Here is a 15,230-nt window from a genome sequence, read left to right as displayed (position 1 = left end):
CTCTGACGGAGAAGTCGGTGTTCCGGGGAGCCGGGCGGCAAGGGTCCGGGACCCGGTGGCGAGGAGGAGACATGGGCGGTGACGGCAACCGCGCCTACGGCCACAAGAGCTTCAGCCGGTCGCGCAGCCATTTCCGGGACCGGATCACGGCGGACGGGCGGGACGGGTGGCCGGTGGCGGCGGGGCGCTACCGCCTCGTGGTGTCGCGGGCGTGCCCCTGGGCGAGCCGGTCGGTGATCTCCCGCCGGCTGCTGGGCCTGGAGGACGCGCTGTCGATGGCGGTCGCCGACCCGATCCAGGACGACCGCAGCTGGCGGTTCACCCTGGATCCGGACGGCCGGGACCCGGTGCTCGGCATCCGCTACCTCGGTGAGGCGTACGACCGCCGGGAGAGCGGCTACCCGGGCGGGGTGAGCGTGCCCGCCGTGGTGGACGTGCGGAGCGGGAAGCTGGTCACCAACGACTACCAGCAGCTCACCCTGGACCTCGCCACCGAGTGGACGGCCCTGCACCGCGAAGGCGCCCCCGACCTGTATCCGGCGGCCCGCCGCGACGAGATCGACGAGGTGATGGCCGGGGTGTACGAGGACGTCAACAACGGCGTCTACCGGGCCGGGTTCGCCACCCATCAGAAGGAGTACGAGGAGGCGTGCGCGGGTGTCTTCCGGCGGCTGGAAATGATCGCCGAACGGCTGGCCGGACAGCGGTATCTGGTCGGCGACACCCTCACGGAAGCGGACATCCGGCTGTTCACCACGCTGGTCCGGTTCGACCCGGTCTATCACGGTCACTTCAAGTGCAACCGCTGGAAGCTGGCGGAGGACCCGGTGCTGTGGGCGTACGCCCGGGACCTGTTCCAGACCCCGGGGTTCGGCGACACGGTCGACTTCGACCACATCAAGCGGCACTACTACCAGGTGCACACCGGGATCAATCCGACCGGCATCGTGCCGCTCGGCCCCGATCTCGGGTCCTGGCTGAGCCCGCATCACCGCGAGGAGCTGGGCGGCCGGCCGTTCGGCGACGGCACGCCCCCGGGCCCGGTGCCCGAGGGCGAACGGGTGGCCCCCGCGGGCCGCCCCGTATGAGAACCCGCTGACGAGGAAGGAGTCACCCATGTCCAAGTCGAAGAAGACCAAGCTCCCTTTCGTCTACCAGCCGATCGGCTTCGTGCTCAGCTGGGCGAGCGGCGCGGTCGCGAGCCTCGCCTTCAAGCAGGCGTGGAAGGCGATCCGGCACGAGGACGACGCGCCCACCGCCCTGGACGAGGACCGCCGGCTGCGCGACATCCTGCTGGCCGCCGCCCTCCAGGGCGCGATCTTCGCGGTGGTGCGCAGCGCCGTGGACCGCACCGGCGCCAAGGCCATCGCACGCTCCACCGGGGTGTGGCCGGTGGCCGAGGACAGCGAGAACGGTACCGAGGGCAAGGACGGCAAGCGGGACAAGCACGGCAAGGGCGGCAAGCGAGGGCGGCGCTGAGGTCGCAGCGCGACCGACCCCGGGCGTCGGACGGCCGACCCCGGGCGTCGAGCGGCCAGGTCTCAGCCGTCTGACAGCCGGTGTCAGCCGCCAGGCGGCCAGTCTCGGCTCAGGCAGCCGGTCTCGGCTTCGGGCGGCCGGTCTCGGCTCAGGCATTGGCTCTCGGCCGTCGAGCAGTCCGGCTCGGCGGCCGACCGCCGTCCTCAGCCGCCGTCCTCACCCCTCGGCCAGCCACCGGCCCTCGCGCATGAGATCCCGCCCGGGCAGCTCGTTCGTCTCGCGCCAGGCCTGGACGCGCTCGGGCACGACCCGGAAGTACAGATAGCGGGTGGCGAGCCGCCGGGGGTCGAAGCCGGTCTTGCCGGCGAAGACCTCCGCGTCCTCCTCGGGCAGGTCCTCCGGGCTCACCGACTGCACGCTGCCGTCCACCATGACGACGTCCCGGGTCGACCCGATGCCGAGCCGGACCCGGCCGCTGTCGACCAGATTGCGGCCGGTGGGGCTGTCGGCCGGGGTGGCGAACAGCAGGAGGGCACCGTCCCAGACGAACGACAGCGGCACCAGGTAGGGCGCGCCGCCGTCGGGTCCGGCCGTGGCCACCCAGGCGTCCTCGTCGTGTTCCAGCCGGTGCAGGGTGTCCTTCTTGCGCTGCTCGGCGGTGCGGGCGGGCGGCGGGGTCATCGCGTTCGGCCTCCTGATGGGATGCGAGTGCGCCGGGGGAAGCGGGTGCGCTCCAGTGTGGCCGCAGGGGACGGCCCCGCGCGTCAGGCCTGTCCCCGACGGCGCGTCCCCCCGCCGAGGTCCTTTACCGCCGTACGCCCGCCCCCTCGGCGGCTCTCCAGGCGTCGGACCCGCCGCCGTCGAAGATCTTCCCGTCGCACTCCAGCGCCCGCCCGGCCGCCCCGGAGGTAGCGAGCAGCCCGTGTGCCGCTTGCGTCCGCCGCCTCGGTGCGGATGTGCAGCGGTCCGCCGTGCGGGCGGGGTTCCCCGCACCACCAGGCCGGGGCCGGGTCCCGTCCCGTGGCCGTCGGCGCCGCATCCCGCCACCGCCACGGCCGTCACCGCCGCCAGCCCTGCGCGCATGCTCCGCCCCCAACTCGTCCACCGGATCCCTACGCCCCCTGGACGCGGGAGCGGGCCGGAACGTTCGAAACTCCGTCATGGTGCCGGTCCGCCGCGAGGCGCGGCGGGACAGGCTGGGGGAGCATGAACGACGTGACCACCATGCGAGCCATCGGCCAGGACGTCCTCGGCGGCCCCGAGGTGCTGCGGGAAGTGACGCTGGAGCGGCCGGAGCCACGGCCGAACGAGGTACTGGTCCGGGTGCGGGCCGCCGGTGTGAACCCCACCGACTGGAAGCACCGCGCCACCGGCGGATTCCTCGGCGAGCCCCCGTTCGTGCTCGGCTGGGACGTCTCCGGGGAGGTCGCCGCGACCGGGATCGGCGTGGCCGGGTTCCGGCCCGGCGACGAGGTGTTCGGCATGCTGCCCTACCCCTTCGGACACGGCTCGCACGCCGAGTACGTGATCGCCCCGGTCCGCGCCCTGTGGCACAAGCCGGCCTCGGTCGACCACACCCAGGCGGGCGCGCTGCCGCTGGTGTCGCTGACCGCCTGGCAGGCGCTGACCGAGCGGGCCGGGGTACGGCAGGGGCAGCGGGTGCTGATCCACGCGGCGGCCGGCGGGGTCGGGCATGTGGCCGCGCAGATCGCCACGGCGCACGGCGCGTACGTGATCGGCACGGCGAGCGCGGCCAAGCACGGCTTCCTGCGGGAGATCGGCGTGGACGAGCCGGTCGACTACCACTCCACCGATGTCACGGAGGCGGTACGGGACGTGGACGTCGTCCTGGACACCCTCGGCGGCGACACCGCCCTGCGCTCCCTGCGGACGCTGCGGCCCGGCGGGATCCTGGTGTCGATCGTGCCGGTGGGCTCCCGCGAGCTGTACGACGAGGCCGAGCGGCTCGGCGTACGGGCGGTACGGATGCTGGTGGACGCCGACCGGGCCGGAATGCGGTCGGTCGCGGAACTGGCCGGGTCGGGGCGGCTGAGGGCGACGATCGCCGGGACGTACCTGCTGGCCGACGCCGCGAAGGCGCACGAACAGGGCGAGACCGGGCGCACCACGGGGAAGCTGGTGCTGCTGGCCGACTGAACGGCGGCCGGACACACGACAAACCCGAAGACATATGTCAATCGAACATGCTCAAATTCCTTCCAACGAGGGTAACTTGACGGTCGGAGATCCGACGTCCGGGCGCGGGTGGGAGGTGCTGCCGAGGTGCGACGGGAACCCGTGTCCCTCACCCGGCATCTGCGCGTGTACGCGTATCGGGCGTACACCGTCCTGGAGTTCCGGGGCGAGATCGACATCGTGGCGGCGGCGGAGATCCTCCCGCTGCTGGACCGGATCACCGGCCGCCCCGGCGCCCGGGTGGTGCTCGATCTGCGGCCGGTGGAGTTCTTCGACTGCTCGGGGCTGCGCCTGCTCTACCGGGCGCGGACCCGGCTCCTCGGGCACGGCGGGCAGGCGCACCTGGTGTGCACCCACCCGCTGACCCTGCGCGTGCTGCGGGCGACGGGCCTGTCCCGGCTGCTGCCGCCGCACGCCACGCCGGACGCGGCCCTGGCGGGAGCCGGTGCCGCGTCCGGTGCGCGCTGAGGGAGCCCGGGGACGGGACCGGCTCACCCCTCCTCGAACAGCGCGCTGACCGACTCCCCGTCGTGGATCCGCCGTACCGCCTCGGCGAGGGCCGGGGCGATGGACAGGACGCGCAGCTTGTCGGTGTGCTCGTCGGCCGGGATCGGCACGGTGTTGGTGCAGACGATCTCCAGCACGTCCGGCTGCTCCCCGAGCCGCTTCAGCGCACCGGCCGCGAACAGCCCGTGCGTGCACGCCACCCGGATCGAACGCGGCCCCAACTCGCGCAGCCGGTGCAGGAGTTCGAGCACCGTGCTGCCCTTGGCGATCTCGTCGTCCAGCACGATGACATCGCGCCCGGCGATCTCGCCGATGACGGAGCTGATGCTCACCCGGTCGTCCGCGTACCGCTGCTTGGCACCGGCCGCCACCTGCGCGCCGATGCGCCGGGCGAACGCGGCGGCCTCCTTGGCGTTGCCGAGGTCCGGGGAGACCACCGTGGTGCGCGAGAGGTCGTACTGCCTGAAGTGCGCGGCCAGTTCGCGCAGCGCGTGCAGATGGTCCACCGGTACCGAGAAGAAGCCGTGCACCTGCGGGGAGTGCAGGGTCATGGCGAGGACCCGGCTCGCGCCCGCCGCCACCATCAGGTCGGCGACGAGCCGGCCGCCGATGGAGATGCGGGGCGCGTCCTTCTTGTCGGAGCGGGCGTAGGAGTAGTGCGGCATGACGACGGTGATCCGGGAGGCGGAGGCGCCCCGGGCCGCGTCGCACATCAGCAGCAGTTCCACCAGGTGTTCCTGCACCGGTTTGACCAGCGGCTGGATCAGGAAGACGTCCCGTTCCCGGCAGTTGGCCTGGAGCTGTACCTCCAGGCAGTCGTTGGCGAACCGGCTGACCCGGGTGGGGCTCAGCGGCACCCCCAGATGCGCGCAGACCTCCTTGGCCAGTTCGGGATGGGCACTGCCGCTGAAGACGGCGATGTCGCGCACGATCTGCTCCTCGCATGATCATTCCGGGCTGCCGCCGCTCATGCTACTGGCCGGGGCCGCAGCGGTAGAGCGTCCTCGCGGCCCGCCCGGGGGCCGGGGGCGCGGCGGGGGTCTCCTTGCCGCCGTACGCCGAGGCGGGGACCTTCGCGCAGGTGGCCTCGACCCAGTCGGCGATCCGCGTCGCCACGGTCGGCCCGGCGGCCGTGTTGCCGGTGCCGGCGGCCAGGGGGCCGAGTCCTGCGGGGCCGCCCGCGAGCACGTACCGGACCTGCCCCGTGGCCACCAGCCGCCGGAAGCCGGCCTGGGCGGGGAAGGGCACCTTGCCGCTGAACCCGCCGAGCGGCAGGACGTCGGCGCCGGCCGACAGGATGTACGGGGAGGCCGCGTTCCAGTTGGTGGTGGCGAACACATAGCGGGCGCCGCCCCGGTGGGCGCGGGTGTAGTCGAGGAGGCGGCGCTCGTCGGGGGTCAGTGAGCCGTCCGAGGCGATACCGGCCAGGGCGGCGAAACCGGAGGGGGACGCCGTGCGCCCCCCGGCGGCCTGGGGTCCCGAACTCCCCCTCGCCCGCTCCCGGTTGGGGGTGGTCGGGCCCACCGATCCCATGCCCGAGGTGCCGTAAGCCGGGTTGAAGACCTGCACCGCCCAGGCGCTCGGGGCGAGGAGCAGGGCCGCGAGGGAGGCGGCGAGCCCGGCGAGCGCCGACCGGCCCCCGGGGCGCGGCCGTTCGGGGCGGCCGAGGACCAGCAGGACGACGGCGGCGAGGCCGAGCGCGGCGACGGCCGGTGCCAGCCACGGCAGGAAGGAGGCGGCGAACCGGTCGGCGAGGCAGGCGCTCCACACCGTGGTCGCCGCCACCGCGCCCGGCAGGGCCCAGGCGCGCCGCCCGCCCGCGCGGTGGGCGCGCCACATCAGCACCGTCCCGGCGCCGGTGAGCGCGGCGAGCGGCACCGCGATCACGCCCATGTAGTACGTGTGCGGGCCGACGCTCCCCGCGCTGAACACCAGGAAGTACGTGGCGAGCCAGGCGCCCCACAGCAGGAACCCGGCGCGCGAGGCGTCGGTGCGCGGCCGGCCCCGCCGCCAGAGCAGCCCGCAGGCGACGGCCACGGCGGCGAACGGGTAGAACCAGCCGGTCTGGGCGGCGAGCGTGGTCCCGAACATCTTCGCCCACCCGTTCTGCGCGCCGCCGAACCCGCCCGCGGCCAAGGGTGAGGTGCCCGCGGCGGCCTGCGCGCCCTGCCGTCCGGAGGCCCGGTGCGCGTCCGCGCGCACGCCCCCGGGTCCGGCCGCTCCCCTCTCCCGGTCGCCCCGGTGCCCGCCGCCCTGCGTCGCGCTGACGCTCCCGGTGGCGGCCGCGCTGATGCCGAGCGAGCCGAAGCGGTTCAGGAAGTTGTAGCCGACGACCATGCTGAACGCGGAGTTGTTGGTGGTGCCGTCCACGTACGGGCGGTCCTTGGCGGGTACGAGGGTCACCGGCAGCATCCAGGAGACCGAGACGGCGGTCGTCACCAGGCCGGCCAGGCCGAGGTGGGCGAGGCGGCGGCGCAGCGCGAGCGGGGCCGAGACCAGGTACACCAGGGCGAGGGCGGGCAGCACGGCCCACGCCTCCAGCATCTTCGCCTGGAAGGCGGCGCCCACCCAGACCCCGGCCAGCAGCAGCGGGCGCAGCCGGCCCGCCCGCGCGGCCCGCTGGGTGGCCTCGGCGGCGAGCAGCAGGCACAGGGTGAACGCCGGGTCCTCCACCGAGGTGCGGAACAGGCCGACGGCGACCGGGGTCACCAGGAAGGCCGTCGCGGCGATGAGAGCCGCGTGGGTCCCGGCCCAGCGGCGCACCAGGCGGTACAGCACCAGCAGGCTCGCCACGCCTTCCAGCACCTGGGGCAGCGTCAGGGTCCAGGGGTGGAAGCCGAGGAGGCGGGCGGACAGCGCCTGCGGCCACAGGAATCCCGGGGATTTGTCGAGCGTGATGGAATTCGCGGGGTCGAAAGAGCCGTAGAAGAACGCCTTCCAGCTGCCCGTCATGCTGCGGGCCGCGTCGGCGTAGAAGGTGTGGTACTGGCTATGGGCGATGCCCCAGGAGTAGAGCACCGCGGCGAGCACGGTGAGGACCAGGAGTGCCGGACGGGCGTACGAGGGCTCGCCCACCGGGGTTTTCCATGGTGCGCGGCGGCCGGTGCCGGTGGCGGCGGTCGCGTCGAGAACGTTCGTTGCCATGCCCGGAAGTTTTGGTCACGGCGCACGCCCGTCACGCCGTGTCGCGCCCTCTTCAAGGAAACTCTCATCACGAACAGAGCAATTCTTTGAACGCACGAGACGGAATTTGCTCCGGTAAAGCGGAGTCATTACCCGCGGCGCGCCGGCCGCCCGTCAGCCGCCGAGCACCCCCGGCAGGGCCAGCGCCGCCAGCAGGGTGGTGCCCAGGAGGAGCCAGGCGACGTAGTCGCCGACGTGACCGGACTGGAGGCGGCGCAGGGGCGTCAGCCACGCGGGGGCGGACGGGCGGCGGGGGCGGGTGACGGCGGCGGTGGCGAGGGCCAGGGCGAGAACGGCGCAGACCACTCCGAGCAGGACGCCGTGGAGGGTCCAGACGGCGGATGCCCGGGCGCCGCCCGAGCCCGCCTCGTTGACCGAGCGGGCCACGAGGTCGCCGAAGCCCGGGACGGATCCCACGGCGAGGGCCGCCGCGAGGAGCACGGCCGGGACCGTCGTCATGATGTCGGGCACCCGGCCCAGCAGCCCGGACGTCTCGGGCCGCTCCGCGGAGCCGCTGGTCTCGTAGGCGTCGGTGTCCTCGGGCGGCGGCCCGAGGCCGAGGAAGACCCGGGCGGCGACCCGCAGCACCGCGCCCGCCGTGACCGCCGAGGCGAGCACGTACACCACCGTCAGCGGCCCACCGACCGCCTCCTCGCTGACCGCCTTGCCGAGCCCGGTGCCGAAGGGCGGCAGCCCCGCGAGGGCGAGCCCGCCCACCGCGAACAGCACACCGGTGGCCCGCAGTTCGCGTGCCCGGCCGTGCAGTTCGTGCTCGTCCACGCTGCCGAACCGGTCGAGGAGCGCGCCCGCGCAGGCGAACAGGGCGGCCTTCACCCCGGCGTGCCCGAGGATGTACAGGGCGGCCCCGTCGTCGCCCTCGGGGGTGAGCACGCCGACGGCGACCAGGAACAGGCCGGTGTGCGCGATCGTGGAGAAGGCGAGCAGCCGTTTGATGTGCCGCTGGTACCAGCACATGACGGCGCCGGTCACGGCCGTGAGGACGCCGAGGGTGACCAGGGCGCGGGTCAGGTCGGCGGCCGGGATGCCGCCGGGTCCGGCGAACACGGTGCCGTAGACGCGCCAGACGCCGTAGACGCCGAGTTCGACCATCACCGAGGACAGCAGCACGCACACCGGGGTGGGGGCGACGGCGTGGGCGTCGGGGAGCCAGAAGTGGAAGGGCACGGTGGCCGCCTTCACCAGCAGCCCGGTCAGTACCAGCACGAACGCGGCGAGGACCAGCGCGTCCGGCCCGCCGTGCCCGGCCGACGTGTCCAGGCCCCGGCCGATCTTCGACATGGACAGCTCGCCGGTGCGGGCGTAGAGCAGGCCGATGCCGGTCAGCATGGCGTACGCGCCGAGCGAGTTGACGACCCCGAAGTTCAGCGCGCCCTGTACGGCCTTGGCCTCGTCGATGCGGAAGCCGGTCAGCGCGTACGCCACCACGCTCATCAGCTCGAAGAACACGAAGGCGTTGAACAGGTCCCCGGCGATGGCGAATCCGCACATGGCGCCCTGGAAGACCAGCATCAGCGCGGGGAAGGAACCGGCGTGGCCGCGCGGCGGCTCGTCGAAGTAGCGCCAGGAGTAGGCGAGCGCGGAGAGGGTGAGCAGCGAGACCAGGGAGACCATGCCGAGGGAGGGCCCGTCCCCGATCACCTCGATGCCGACGCTCTCCCCGCCGACGGGCACCCAGCCGCCGACCCATTCGACCATCGGCGGCGCGGAGTTCAGCAGGAGTACGAGGGCGAGCGCGGCCGTCGCGGCGCAGAAGACGAGGCCGGTCACCTCGGCGGCGGGCCGCGGCAGCCGGCGTCCGGCGGCGGTCAGCAGGGCGGCCCCGAGCAGCGGCACCGCGACGAGGAGCGGAAGCAGATGGGGCATCAGCCGCGCAGCTCCCGCAGTTCGTCCGGGTCGAGGGTGCCGTGCCGCTTGACGATCTGGAGCACCAGGGCGAGCAGCAGCGCGGTGACGGTGGCACCGACCACGATGTCGGTGAGGGTGAGGGCCTGGACCACCGGGTCCACCAGCGGCCGGGTGCCCGGCTCGATGTCGGAGAAGACGGGCGCGGTGCCGCCGGACCGGTAGCCGACCGCGAGGAGCAGGATGTAGGTGGACACCTGGCACACCGAGAGGCAGCCGACGGCATGGATCAGATTGCGGCTGGTGGCGAGGCCGTAGCAGCCGGTCAGGAAGACATAGGCGGCGATCAGGTACGGCAGGACCTGCATCAGGGCGCTCATGGTCCGTTCTCCTCCTCGATCTCCACGGCCTGGTCGAGGAAGTTGGCGAGCAGGACGACGACCGCGCTCGCCACCTCCATGCCCACGGCGGCGTTCAGCAGCGGGACGGTGCCGCCGGAGGACAGGGTGTTGAACGTGCCGTACGGCAGCAGGGTGTTGGCGAGGAACGCGGTCCCGGCCAGGACCCCGGCGAGGCCCAGCACCACGTAGGCGCAGACGGACAGGGCGTCGGTGGCCCCGAAGACGCCGAGGGGGCGGACCCGTTCGAGCGCGCGGTAGTCGGCGCCCAGGTAGAGCAGGTGCAGGGCGGTCGCGGTGACCACGCCGCCCTGGAAGCCGCCGCCGGGGCTGAGCTGGCCGTGGGCGATGATGTACAGGCCGCAGACCAGGGCGACGGGGACGACGAGGAGGGCGTAGCGCCGTACGGGACGGGCCACTTCGGCCGGCTGCGGCCGCTCGCGGTGTTCGTCGCGGGCCTGGCGCAGCAGCACCACGCAGCCGAGGACGGCGGCGAACAGGATGCTCATCTCGCCGAGGGTGTCGTAGGCGCGCTGGTCGAAGTTGACGGAGGCGATGGTGTTGGCGGTGTGCCGGGCGAGGGAGGCGCGCACGGCCCGGGTGCCGTAGGGGTGCGAGCGGCCGCCGAATCCCGGCAGGTCGAGGCAGGCGGCGGCCAGCAGGGCGGCGAGCCCGGCGCCGCCCGCGGCGAGCAGCCACAGCCGCAGCCGCCGGCTCACCGCGCGCCGTCCCGGTCCCGGCGGCGCCTGCGGATCTTGCGCACCGACAGCATGATCAGCAGCGGGGTGAGGGCGGCCCCGACGGCGAGCTGGGACAGGCCGACGTCGGGGGCCTGGAGCACGGTGAACAGCACGGCCAGGAGCACCCCGAGCACGGACAGCACGAGGGCCTGCCGGGCGGGGTCGCGCTGGGTGACGGCCGCGGTCGCGGTGGCGGCGACGAGCAGCAGGGCCACGAGGATCAGAGCATCGGACATACGACACCTCTCCTGCTCCTGGTTCCCCGCCGGTTCCCCCGGCCGCCTTGCCGTCCCCGGTCAGCCACCGCGCACCCCCCGGAAGCCGCCCGACAGGGCCCGGGAGGCGATCAGGTTGCCGCCGATCAGCAGCGCTCCGACGACCAGCAGTTTCACCATGGCCCGGCCCGGTCCGGTGGCCGCGCAGACCGCGATCACGACCGCGGCGCCCATCGCGGCCACGGCGTAGGTGAGTCCCCAGGCGCTCGGCCGCCGTCCCTCCAGGTCCTCGTGCAGCAGCCGGGCGAAGACCAGGGTGCCGACGGGTCCGAGGAGGGCGAGCAGCAGGGCGAGGTCGACATAGGCGGGGCGGCCGTAGCCCTGGGCGAGCAGCAGCAGCGCCGGGCACAGGGCGGCGGTGGTGAGGTTCTGGGCGACGACGCGGCGGGCGGTGGGGCCGGTGGTCACGCCCCACAGGGCGGCGGCCCCTCCCCCGCCGAGTTCCACGGTCGCCGCGAGGATCCAGCCGTTCACCGCCAGGTCACCGCCCGCCGGCCGGCCCGTGCCAGCAGCGCGCCGACGGCGGCGACGCTCGCGCCCACGATGCGTTCCAGGGTGTCGACGGTGCTGATCAGCACCAGCCAGAGCAGGGCCAAGGCGGCCCACCACAGGAGGAGTTCACCGGTCGCGAGGAGGACCGCACGAGGCGTCGTACGCCGTCGCATCCGCCGCCTCCTCTTTCCCCGGCTCCCGTCCGGCCGTCCCGGTTCGCGGTGGTGTGTCCGCTTCGCCGCTCGGTGCATCCAAGCACCGCCGGGCCCCTGGTGGGGCGGCGGCGCGCGGGTCCGCGGGCGGAGTGCCCCGGGAGCGTGAACGGAAACCGGCGCGCAGGCCGGTCATCAACTGCGGGTCTGCACCGGCCTCTTGACGCCTACTTATCTCACTCCTTAAATCAAGAGGCATCGCTTCATCCGAGAGCCTCCCCCCCACCGATCGGAGAGCCATGGCCTCCCCACGCCTGCTCCGCAGATGTCTGCTCGCCGCCCTGTCCGCCGCCCTGGTCGGCGCCGCCGCCGTCGGCCCCGCGCAGGCGCGCCCCGCCGACCGGGCCGCCGCCCCCGCCGCGGCCGTGACCACCTTCTCGGACACCTTCGACGGGCCCGCGGGCTCGGCGGTCGACTCCTCGAAGTGGACCGAGGAGACGGGCGACAACGTCAACAACCACGAGCGGGAGTACTACACCTCGGGCACCGACAACGCGGCCCTGGACGGCCAGGGCCATCTGGTGATCACGGCCAGGAAGGAGAATCCGGCGGGATACCAGTGCTGGTACGGCAGTTGCCAGTACACCTCGGCCCGGCTGAACACGGCCGGGAAGTTCAACGCCCAGTACGGGCATGTCGAGGCGCGGATGAAGATTCCGCGGGGGCAGGGCATGTGGCCCGCGTTCTGGATGCTCGGCACGCCGGTGAACTGGCCGGACTCGGGCGAGATCGACGTGATGGAGAACGTCGGCTTCGAGCCCTCCACCGTGCACGGCACCATCCACGGGCCCGGCTACTCCGGCTCGGGCGGCATCGGCGCCGCCTACAGCCTGCCGAACGGACAGGCCTTCGCGGACGGCTTCCACACCTTCGCCGTGGACTGGGCGCCCGACTCGATCACCTGGTCGGTGGACGGCACCGTCTACGAGCAGCGCACGCCCGCCGACCTGGGCGGCAAGACCTGGGTCTACAACGACCGGCCGTTCTTCCTGATCCTGAACCTCGCGGTGGGCGGCTACTGGCCCGGCGACCCGGACGGCAGCACCCGGTTCCCGGCGCAGCTGGTGGTGGACTCGGTCTCCGTCACCACCAGCGACACGGCGGCGGGGCTCCCGATCCGGGGGCTGGCGGGCAAGTGCGTGGACGTGGCGGCCGCGAACTCCGCGAACGGCACCCCGGTGCAGCTCTACGACTGCAACGGCACCGCCGCGCAGTCCTGGACGGTCGGTTCGGACGGCACGATACGGGCGCTCGGCAAGTGCCTGGACGTGACCGACCGGGGTACGGCGGACGGCTCGGCGGTCCAGCTGTGGGACTGCACCGGCGGCACCAACCAGAAGTGGACCGTCACGGGTGCGCACGACATCGTCAACCCGCAGGCGGACAAGTGTCTCGACGTCACCGGGAACAACTCGGCCAACGGGACACGGTTGCAGATCTGGACCTGCACGGGCGGCGCCAACCAGAAGTGGACGGTGGGCTGAGCCGGCGGCTCAGTGCAGCGTCCAGGTGTACTTGCCGCCGCCCACCCAGCGGACCACGTCCGGATCGTCGAGATCGTGGATGGTGATCCCGTAGGCGGCGGCGACCTCCAGCACATCGGTGACGTTCCTGGCCGCGCCGATCACCTCCCCGTCGATCTCCATGATCCGGAAGGGCGGCTCACCCGGCTTCCCCGGGCACACGCCCAGCACCAGGATCCGCGGCTGGGAGATGTGAGGGGCTGCTTGTTCGGTCATGCAATTCAGGTTAGGACGGAACGCCCTGGAAGGGGGGTTCACGAGCCCCGATCACCGTAGGGGCGCGGTGCCGTCGAGGGGGGCGGGTGGCGCGTGGCCGATCGCGCGGTTCCCCGCGCCCCCGGGGGGCGCCTGGTGTGAGGCTTGGTCGTATGGATGCCGTCGCCGCCCTGGAGCGGATCGCGTTTCTGCTGGAGCGGTCGCTGGCGCCCGGCTACCGCGTCAAGGCGTTTCGAACGGCCGCTCGGGTGGTGGGCGGGCTCCCCCCGGGGGAAGCGGCCGCGCGGACGGCGGACGGGTCGCTGGAGTCGCTGAAGGGGGTCGGGCCGAAGACCGCGCAGGTGGTGCGGGAGGCGCTGGCCGGGGAGGTGCCGGGGTATCTGCGCAAGCTGGAGGAGGAGAGCGAGAGCGCCGGCCCCGAGGGGCCCGGGTCGGCGCTCCGGGCGTTGCTGCGGGGCGACTGCCACACGCACTCGGACTGGTCCGACGGGGGCAGCCCGATCGAGGAGATGGGGCGGGCGGCGGCCGCGCTCGGCCATGAGTGGACCGTCCTCACCGATCATTCGCCGCGGCTGACCGTGGCCCGGGGGCTCTCCCCCGAGCGGCTGCGCGAGCAGCTGGACGCGGTGGCCGGGCTGAACGCGCGCTGGGCGCCGTTCCGGCTGCTCACCGGCATCGAGTGCGACATCCTGGACGACGGCTCGCTGGACCAGGAGCCCGAGCTGCTGGAGCGGCTGGACGTGGTCGTGGTGTCCGTGCACTCCAAGCTGCGGATGGACGCCGGCGCCATGACCCGCCGCATGGTGGCCGCCGTACGCGATCCGCACGCCGATGTCCTCGGGCACTGCACCGGACGCCTGGTCACCGGCCGGGGGCGCCCGGAGTCGCAGTTCGACGCGGACGAGGTGTTCGCCGCCTGCGCCGAGTCCGGCACCGCCGTCGAGATCAACAGCCGTCCCGAACGGCTGGACCCGCCCCGCCGGCTGCTGCGCCGGGCCGTGGCCGCCGGGACCCTCTTCGCGATCGACACCGACGCGCACGCGCCCGGTCAGCTGGACTGGCAGATCCTCGGCTGCGCCCGCGCCGAGGAGTGCGGGGTGCCCGCCGAACGGGTGGTCACGACCTGGTCGGCGCGGGAGCTGCTGGGGTGGACGCGCGAGGGGCGGATACCGGCGCGCGTGGCGGGCGCCTGACGTGGTACCCGGGGTGGAAGCACAACGAGCGTACAGAGAGGCCCCGGATGGAGCAGCGCGCCGCCGTCTTCGATGTCGACGGAACCCTCGTCGACACCAATCATCTGCACGTCGTCACCTGGTGGGAGGCGCTGCGGCAGGCCGGTCACACCGTGCCGATGCACGCCGTGCACCGGGCCGTCGGCCTCGGCTCCTCGGACCTGATCGCGCATCTGCTGGGCGAGGACCGCGACCGCGAGCAGGACGCGCAGCTCAGCGCGGCGCACAAGGCGCTGTACGGGCAGTACTTCGACCGGCTGCCCGCCCTGCCGGGCGCCGGTGAGCTGCTGCGACGGCTGCGCCGGGACGGCTGGACGGTCGTCCTCGCGACCTCGGCGAGCGGCTCGGAGCTGGGCGCGCTGCGCCGGGCCATCGACGCGGACGAGGCGATCGAGGCCACCGCGAGCAGCGACGACGTGCAGGAGGGCAAGCCCGCCCCGGAGCCGGTGGAGCACGCGCTGGAGCTGGCCGGGGTGCCGGCCGAGCGCGCGGTGTTCGTCGGGGACACGGTGTGGGACATGCGGGCGGGCGCCAAGGCCGGGGTGCGCTGCCTGGGTGTGCTGTGCGGCGGGATCCCCAGGGCCGATCTGACGGAGGCCGGTGCGGAGGCGGTCTACGCGGACCCCGCGGACCTGCTCGCCCGCCTCGACGGCAGCCCGCTGGCCTGAGCGCTCCGGCCTGTGGCACAGGTCACCGGCCGGGAGTGGAACAGCGGGTGCCGGTCGCCCGTTGAACCAGGCGTGGGTACGGACGGGACAGTGTCCCCGGGCCTCACCTTTTGCCCACAGGGACGATCGTTCGGCTGAAGCCCTGTGGAGCCTTTCGCCGAGAGGCGACCGCCGTCCGCACCCACTCCCGAGCCGCCCCGGCCGTGAATCCCCCCGTCACGGCCGGGGCTTCCTCTTTTCCCGGCC

16 protein-coding genes and 1 pseudogene are annotated in these 15,230 nt (G+C 73.5%); 7 read left to right on the top strand and 10 right to left on the bottom strand.

What is annotated here, in order from left to right:
• Positions 1-71 precede the first annotated feature (71 nt).
• On the top strand, positions 72-1,088 hold the full coding sequence (locus QHG49_RS31875) for a glutathione S-transferase family protein (RefSeq protein ID WP_301492276.1): 1,017 nt from the start codon (positions 72-74) through the stop codon (positions 1,086-1,088).
• Between the two features lie 28 nt (positions 1,089-1,116).
• Positions 1,117-1,401: pseudogene (locus QHG49_RS31870) on the top strand (DUF4235 domain-containing protein); the annotation flags it as partial.
• 294 nt (positions 1,402-1,695) lie between these two features.
• Here the strand turns inward: QHG49_RS31870 and QHG49_RS31865 are convergent.
• Positions 1,696-2,160 carry a pyridoxamine 5'-phosphate oxidase family protein gene (locus QHG49_RS31865; RefSeq protein ID WP_301492274.1) on the bottom strand — a complete coding sequence of 155 codons (465 nt, stop codon included), beginning with the start codon at positions 2,158-2,160 and terminating at the stop codon, positions 1,696-1,698.
• A gap of 525 nt (positions 2,161-2,685) precedes the next feature.
• Between QHG49_RS31865 and QHG49_RS31860 the strand changes: the two genes are divergently transcribed.
• Together QHG49_RS31860 and QHG49_RS31855 are read left to right on the top strand one after the other, a co-directional pair.
• The gene (locus tag QHG49_RS31860) at positions 2,686-3,636 is read left to right on the top strand and encodes an NADP-dependent oxidoreductase (protein ID WP_301492272.1); all 951 of its coding nucleotides are present in this window, start codon (positions 2,686-2,688) and stop codon (positions 3,634-3,636) included.
• 126 nt (positions 3,637-3,762) lie between these two features.
• On the top strand, positions 3,763-4,143 hold the full coding sequence (locus QHG49_RS31855; protein WP_145484480.1) for an anti-sigma factor antagonist: 381 nt from the start codon (positions 3,763-3,765) through the stop codon (positions 4,141-4,143).
• A 23-nt stretch (positions 4,144-4,166) separates the two neighbouring features.
• On the opposite strand, the gene QHG49_RS31850 is transcribed toward QHG49_RS31855, so the two are convergent.
• The 8 genes from QHG49_RS31850 to QHG49_RS31815 form a co-directional block, all read right to left on the bottom strand.
• Positions 4,167-5,111 carry a ribose-phosphate pyrophosphokinase gene (locus QHG49_RS31850; protein ID WP_145484479.1) on the bottom strand — a complete coding sequence of 315 codons (945 nt, stop codon included), beginning with the start codon at positions 5,109-5,111 and terminating at the stop codon, positions 4,167-4,169.
• A 43-nt stretch (positions 5,112-5,154) separates the two neighbouring features.
• Positions 5,155-7,326 carry a glycosyltransferase family 39 protein gene (locus QHG49_RS31845; RefSeq protein WP_301492270.1) on the bottom strand — a complete coding sequence of 724 codons (2,172 nt, stop codon included), beginning with the start codon at positions 7,324-7,326 and terminating at the stop codon, positions 5,155-5,157.
• 153 nt (positions 7,327-7,479) lie between these two features.
• Complete coding sequence (locus QHG49_RS31840; RefSeq protein ID WP_301492269.1) at positions 7,480-9,249, bottom strand: complex I subunit 5 family protein; 1,770 nt, start codon at positions 9,247-9,249, stop codon at positions 7,480-7,482.
• On the bottom strand, positions 9,249-9,608 hold the full coding sequence (locus QHG49_RS31835) for a sodium:proton antiporter (RefSeq protein WP_232987066.1): 360 nt from the start codon (positions 9,606-9,608) through the stop codon (positions 9,249-9,251). Before QHG49_RS31835 ends, QHG49_RS31840 begins: the two co-directional genes overlap by 1 nt.
• Positions 9,605-10,345: an MnhB domain-containing protein gene (locus tag QHG49_RS31830; protein WP_301492267.1), complete on the bottom strand. Its 741-nt coding sequence runs from the start codon at positions 10,343-10,345 to the stop codon at positions 9,605-9,607. The genes QHG49_RS31835 and QHG49_RS31830 overlap by 4 nt, the downstream gene beginning before the upstream one ends.
• Complete coding sequence (locus QHG49_RS31825; RefSeq protein WP_159707236.1) at positions 10,342-10,602, bottom strand: hydrogenase subunit MbhD domain-containing protein; 261 nt, start codon at positions 10,600-10,602, stop codon at positions 10,342-10,344. Before QHG49_RS31825 ends, QHG49_RS31830 begins: the two co-directional genes overlap by 4 nt.
• A gap of 60 nt (positions 10,603-10,662) precedes the next feature.
• Positions 10,663-11,115 (bottom strand): monovalent cation/H+ antiporter complex subunit F, encoded by a 453-nt coding sequence (locus tag QHG49_RS31820; protein WP_301492265.1) that lies wholly within the window; start codon positions 11,113-11,115, stop codon positions 10,663-10,665.
• Positions 11,112-11,306, bottom strand: coding sequence for a hypothetical protein (locus QHG49_RS31815; RefSeq protein ID WP_145484469.1), 195 nt, complete (start codon positions 11,304-11,306; stop codon positions 11,112-11,114). Before QHG49_RS31815 ends, QHG49_RS31820 begins: the two co-directional genes overlap by 4 nt.
• A 278-nt stretch (positions 11,307-11,584) precedes the next feature.
• Here QHG49_RS31815 and QHG49_RS31810 point away from each other — a divergent pair, with 278 nt between their 5' ends.
• Entirely contained in the window at positions 11,585-12,829 is a 1,245-nt protein-coding gene (locus tag QHG49_RS31810; RefSeq protein WP_301492263.1) for a family 16 glycosylhydrolase, read from the top strand.
• A 9-nt stretch (positions 12,830-12,838) separates the two neighbouring features.
• Here QHG49_RS31810 and QHG49_RS31805 read toward each other — a convergent pair whose 3' ends face one another.
• A complete protein-coding gene (locus tag QHG49_RS31805) occupies positions 12,839-13,084 on the bottom strand; it encodes a hypothetical protein (RefSeq protein ID WP_145484466.1) in 246 nt (81 codons plus the stop codon).
• 152 nt (positions 13,085-13,236) lie between these two features.
• On the opposite strand from QHG49_RS31805, the gene QHG49_RS31800 reads away from it, so the two are divergent.
• Entirely contained in the window at positions 13,237-14,277 is a 1,041-nt protein-coding gene (locus QHG49_RS31800; RefSeq protein ID WP_301492262.1) for a PHP domain-containing protein, read from the top strand.
• A gap of 47 nt (positions 14,278-14,324) precedes the next feature.
• Positions 14,325-14,984 (top strand): HAD family hydrolase, encoded by a 660-nt coding sequence (locus QHG49_RS31795; RefSeq protein WP_159707226.1) that lies wholly within the window; start codon positions 14,325-14,327, stop codon positions 14,982-14,984.
• Positions 14,985-15,230 lie beyond the last annotated feature (246 nt).

Origin of the sequence: Streptomyces sp. WP-1, from assembly GCF_030450125.1 — a bacterium.
Lineage (GTDB): Bacteria > Actinomycetota > Actinomycetes > Streptomycetales > Streptomycetaceae > Streptomyces > Streptomyces incarnatus.
Note: the sequence above shows the minus strand (reverse complement) of the source record. Positions and strands in the feature narration are given on the sequence as shown.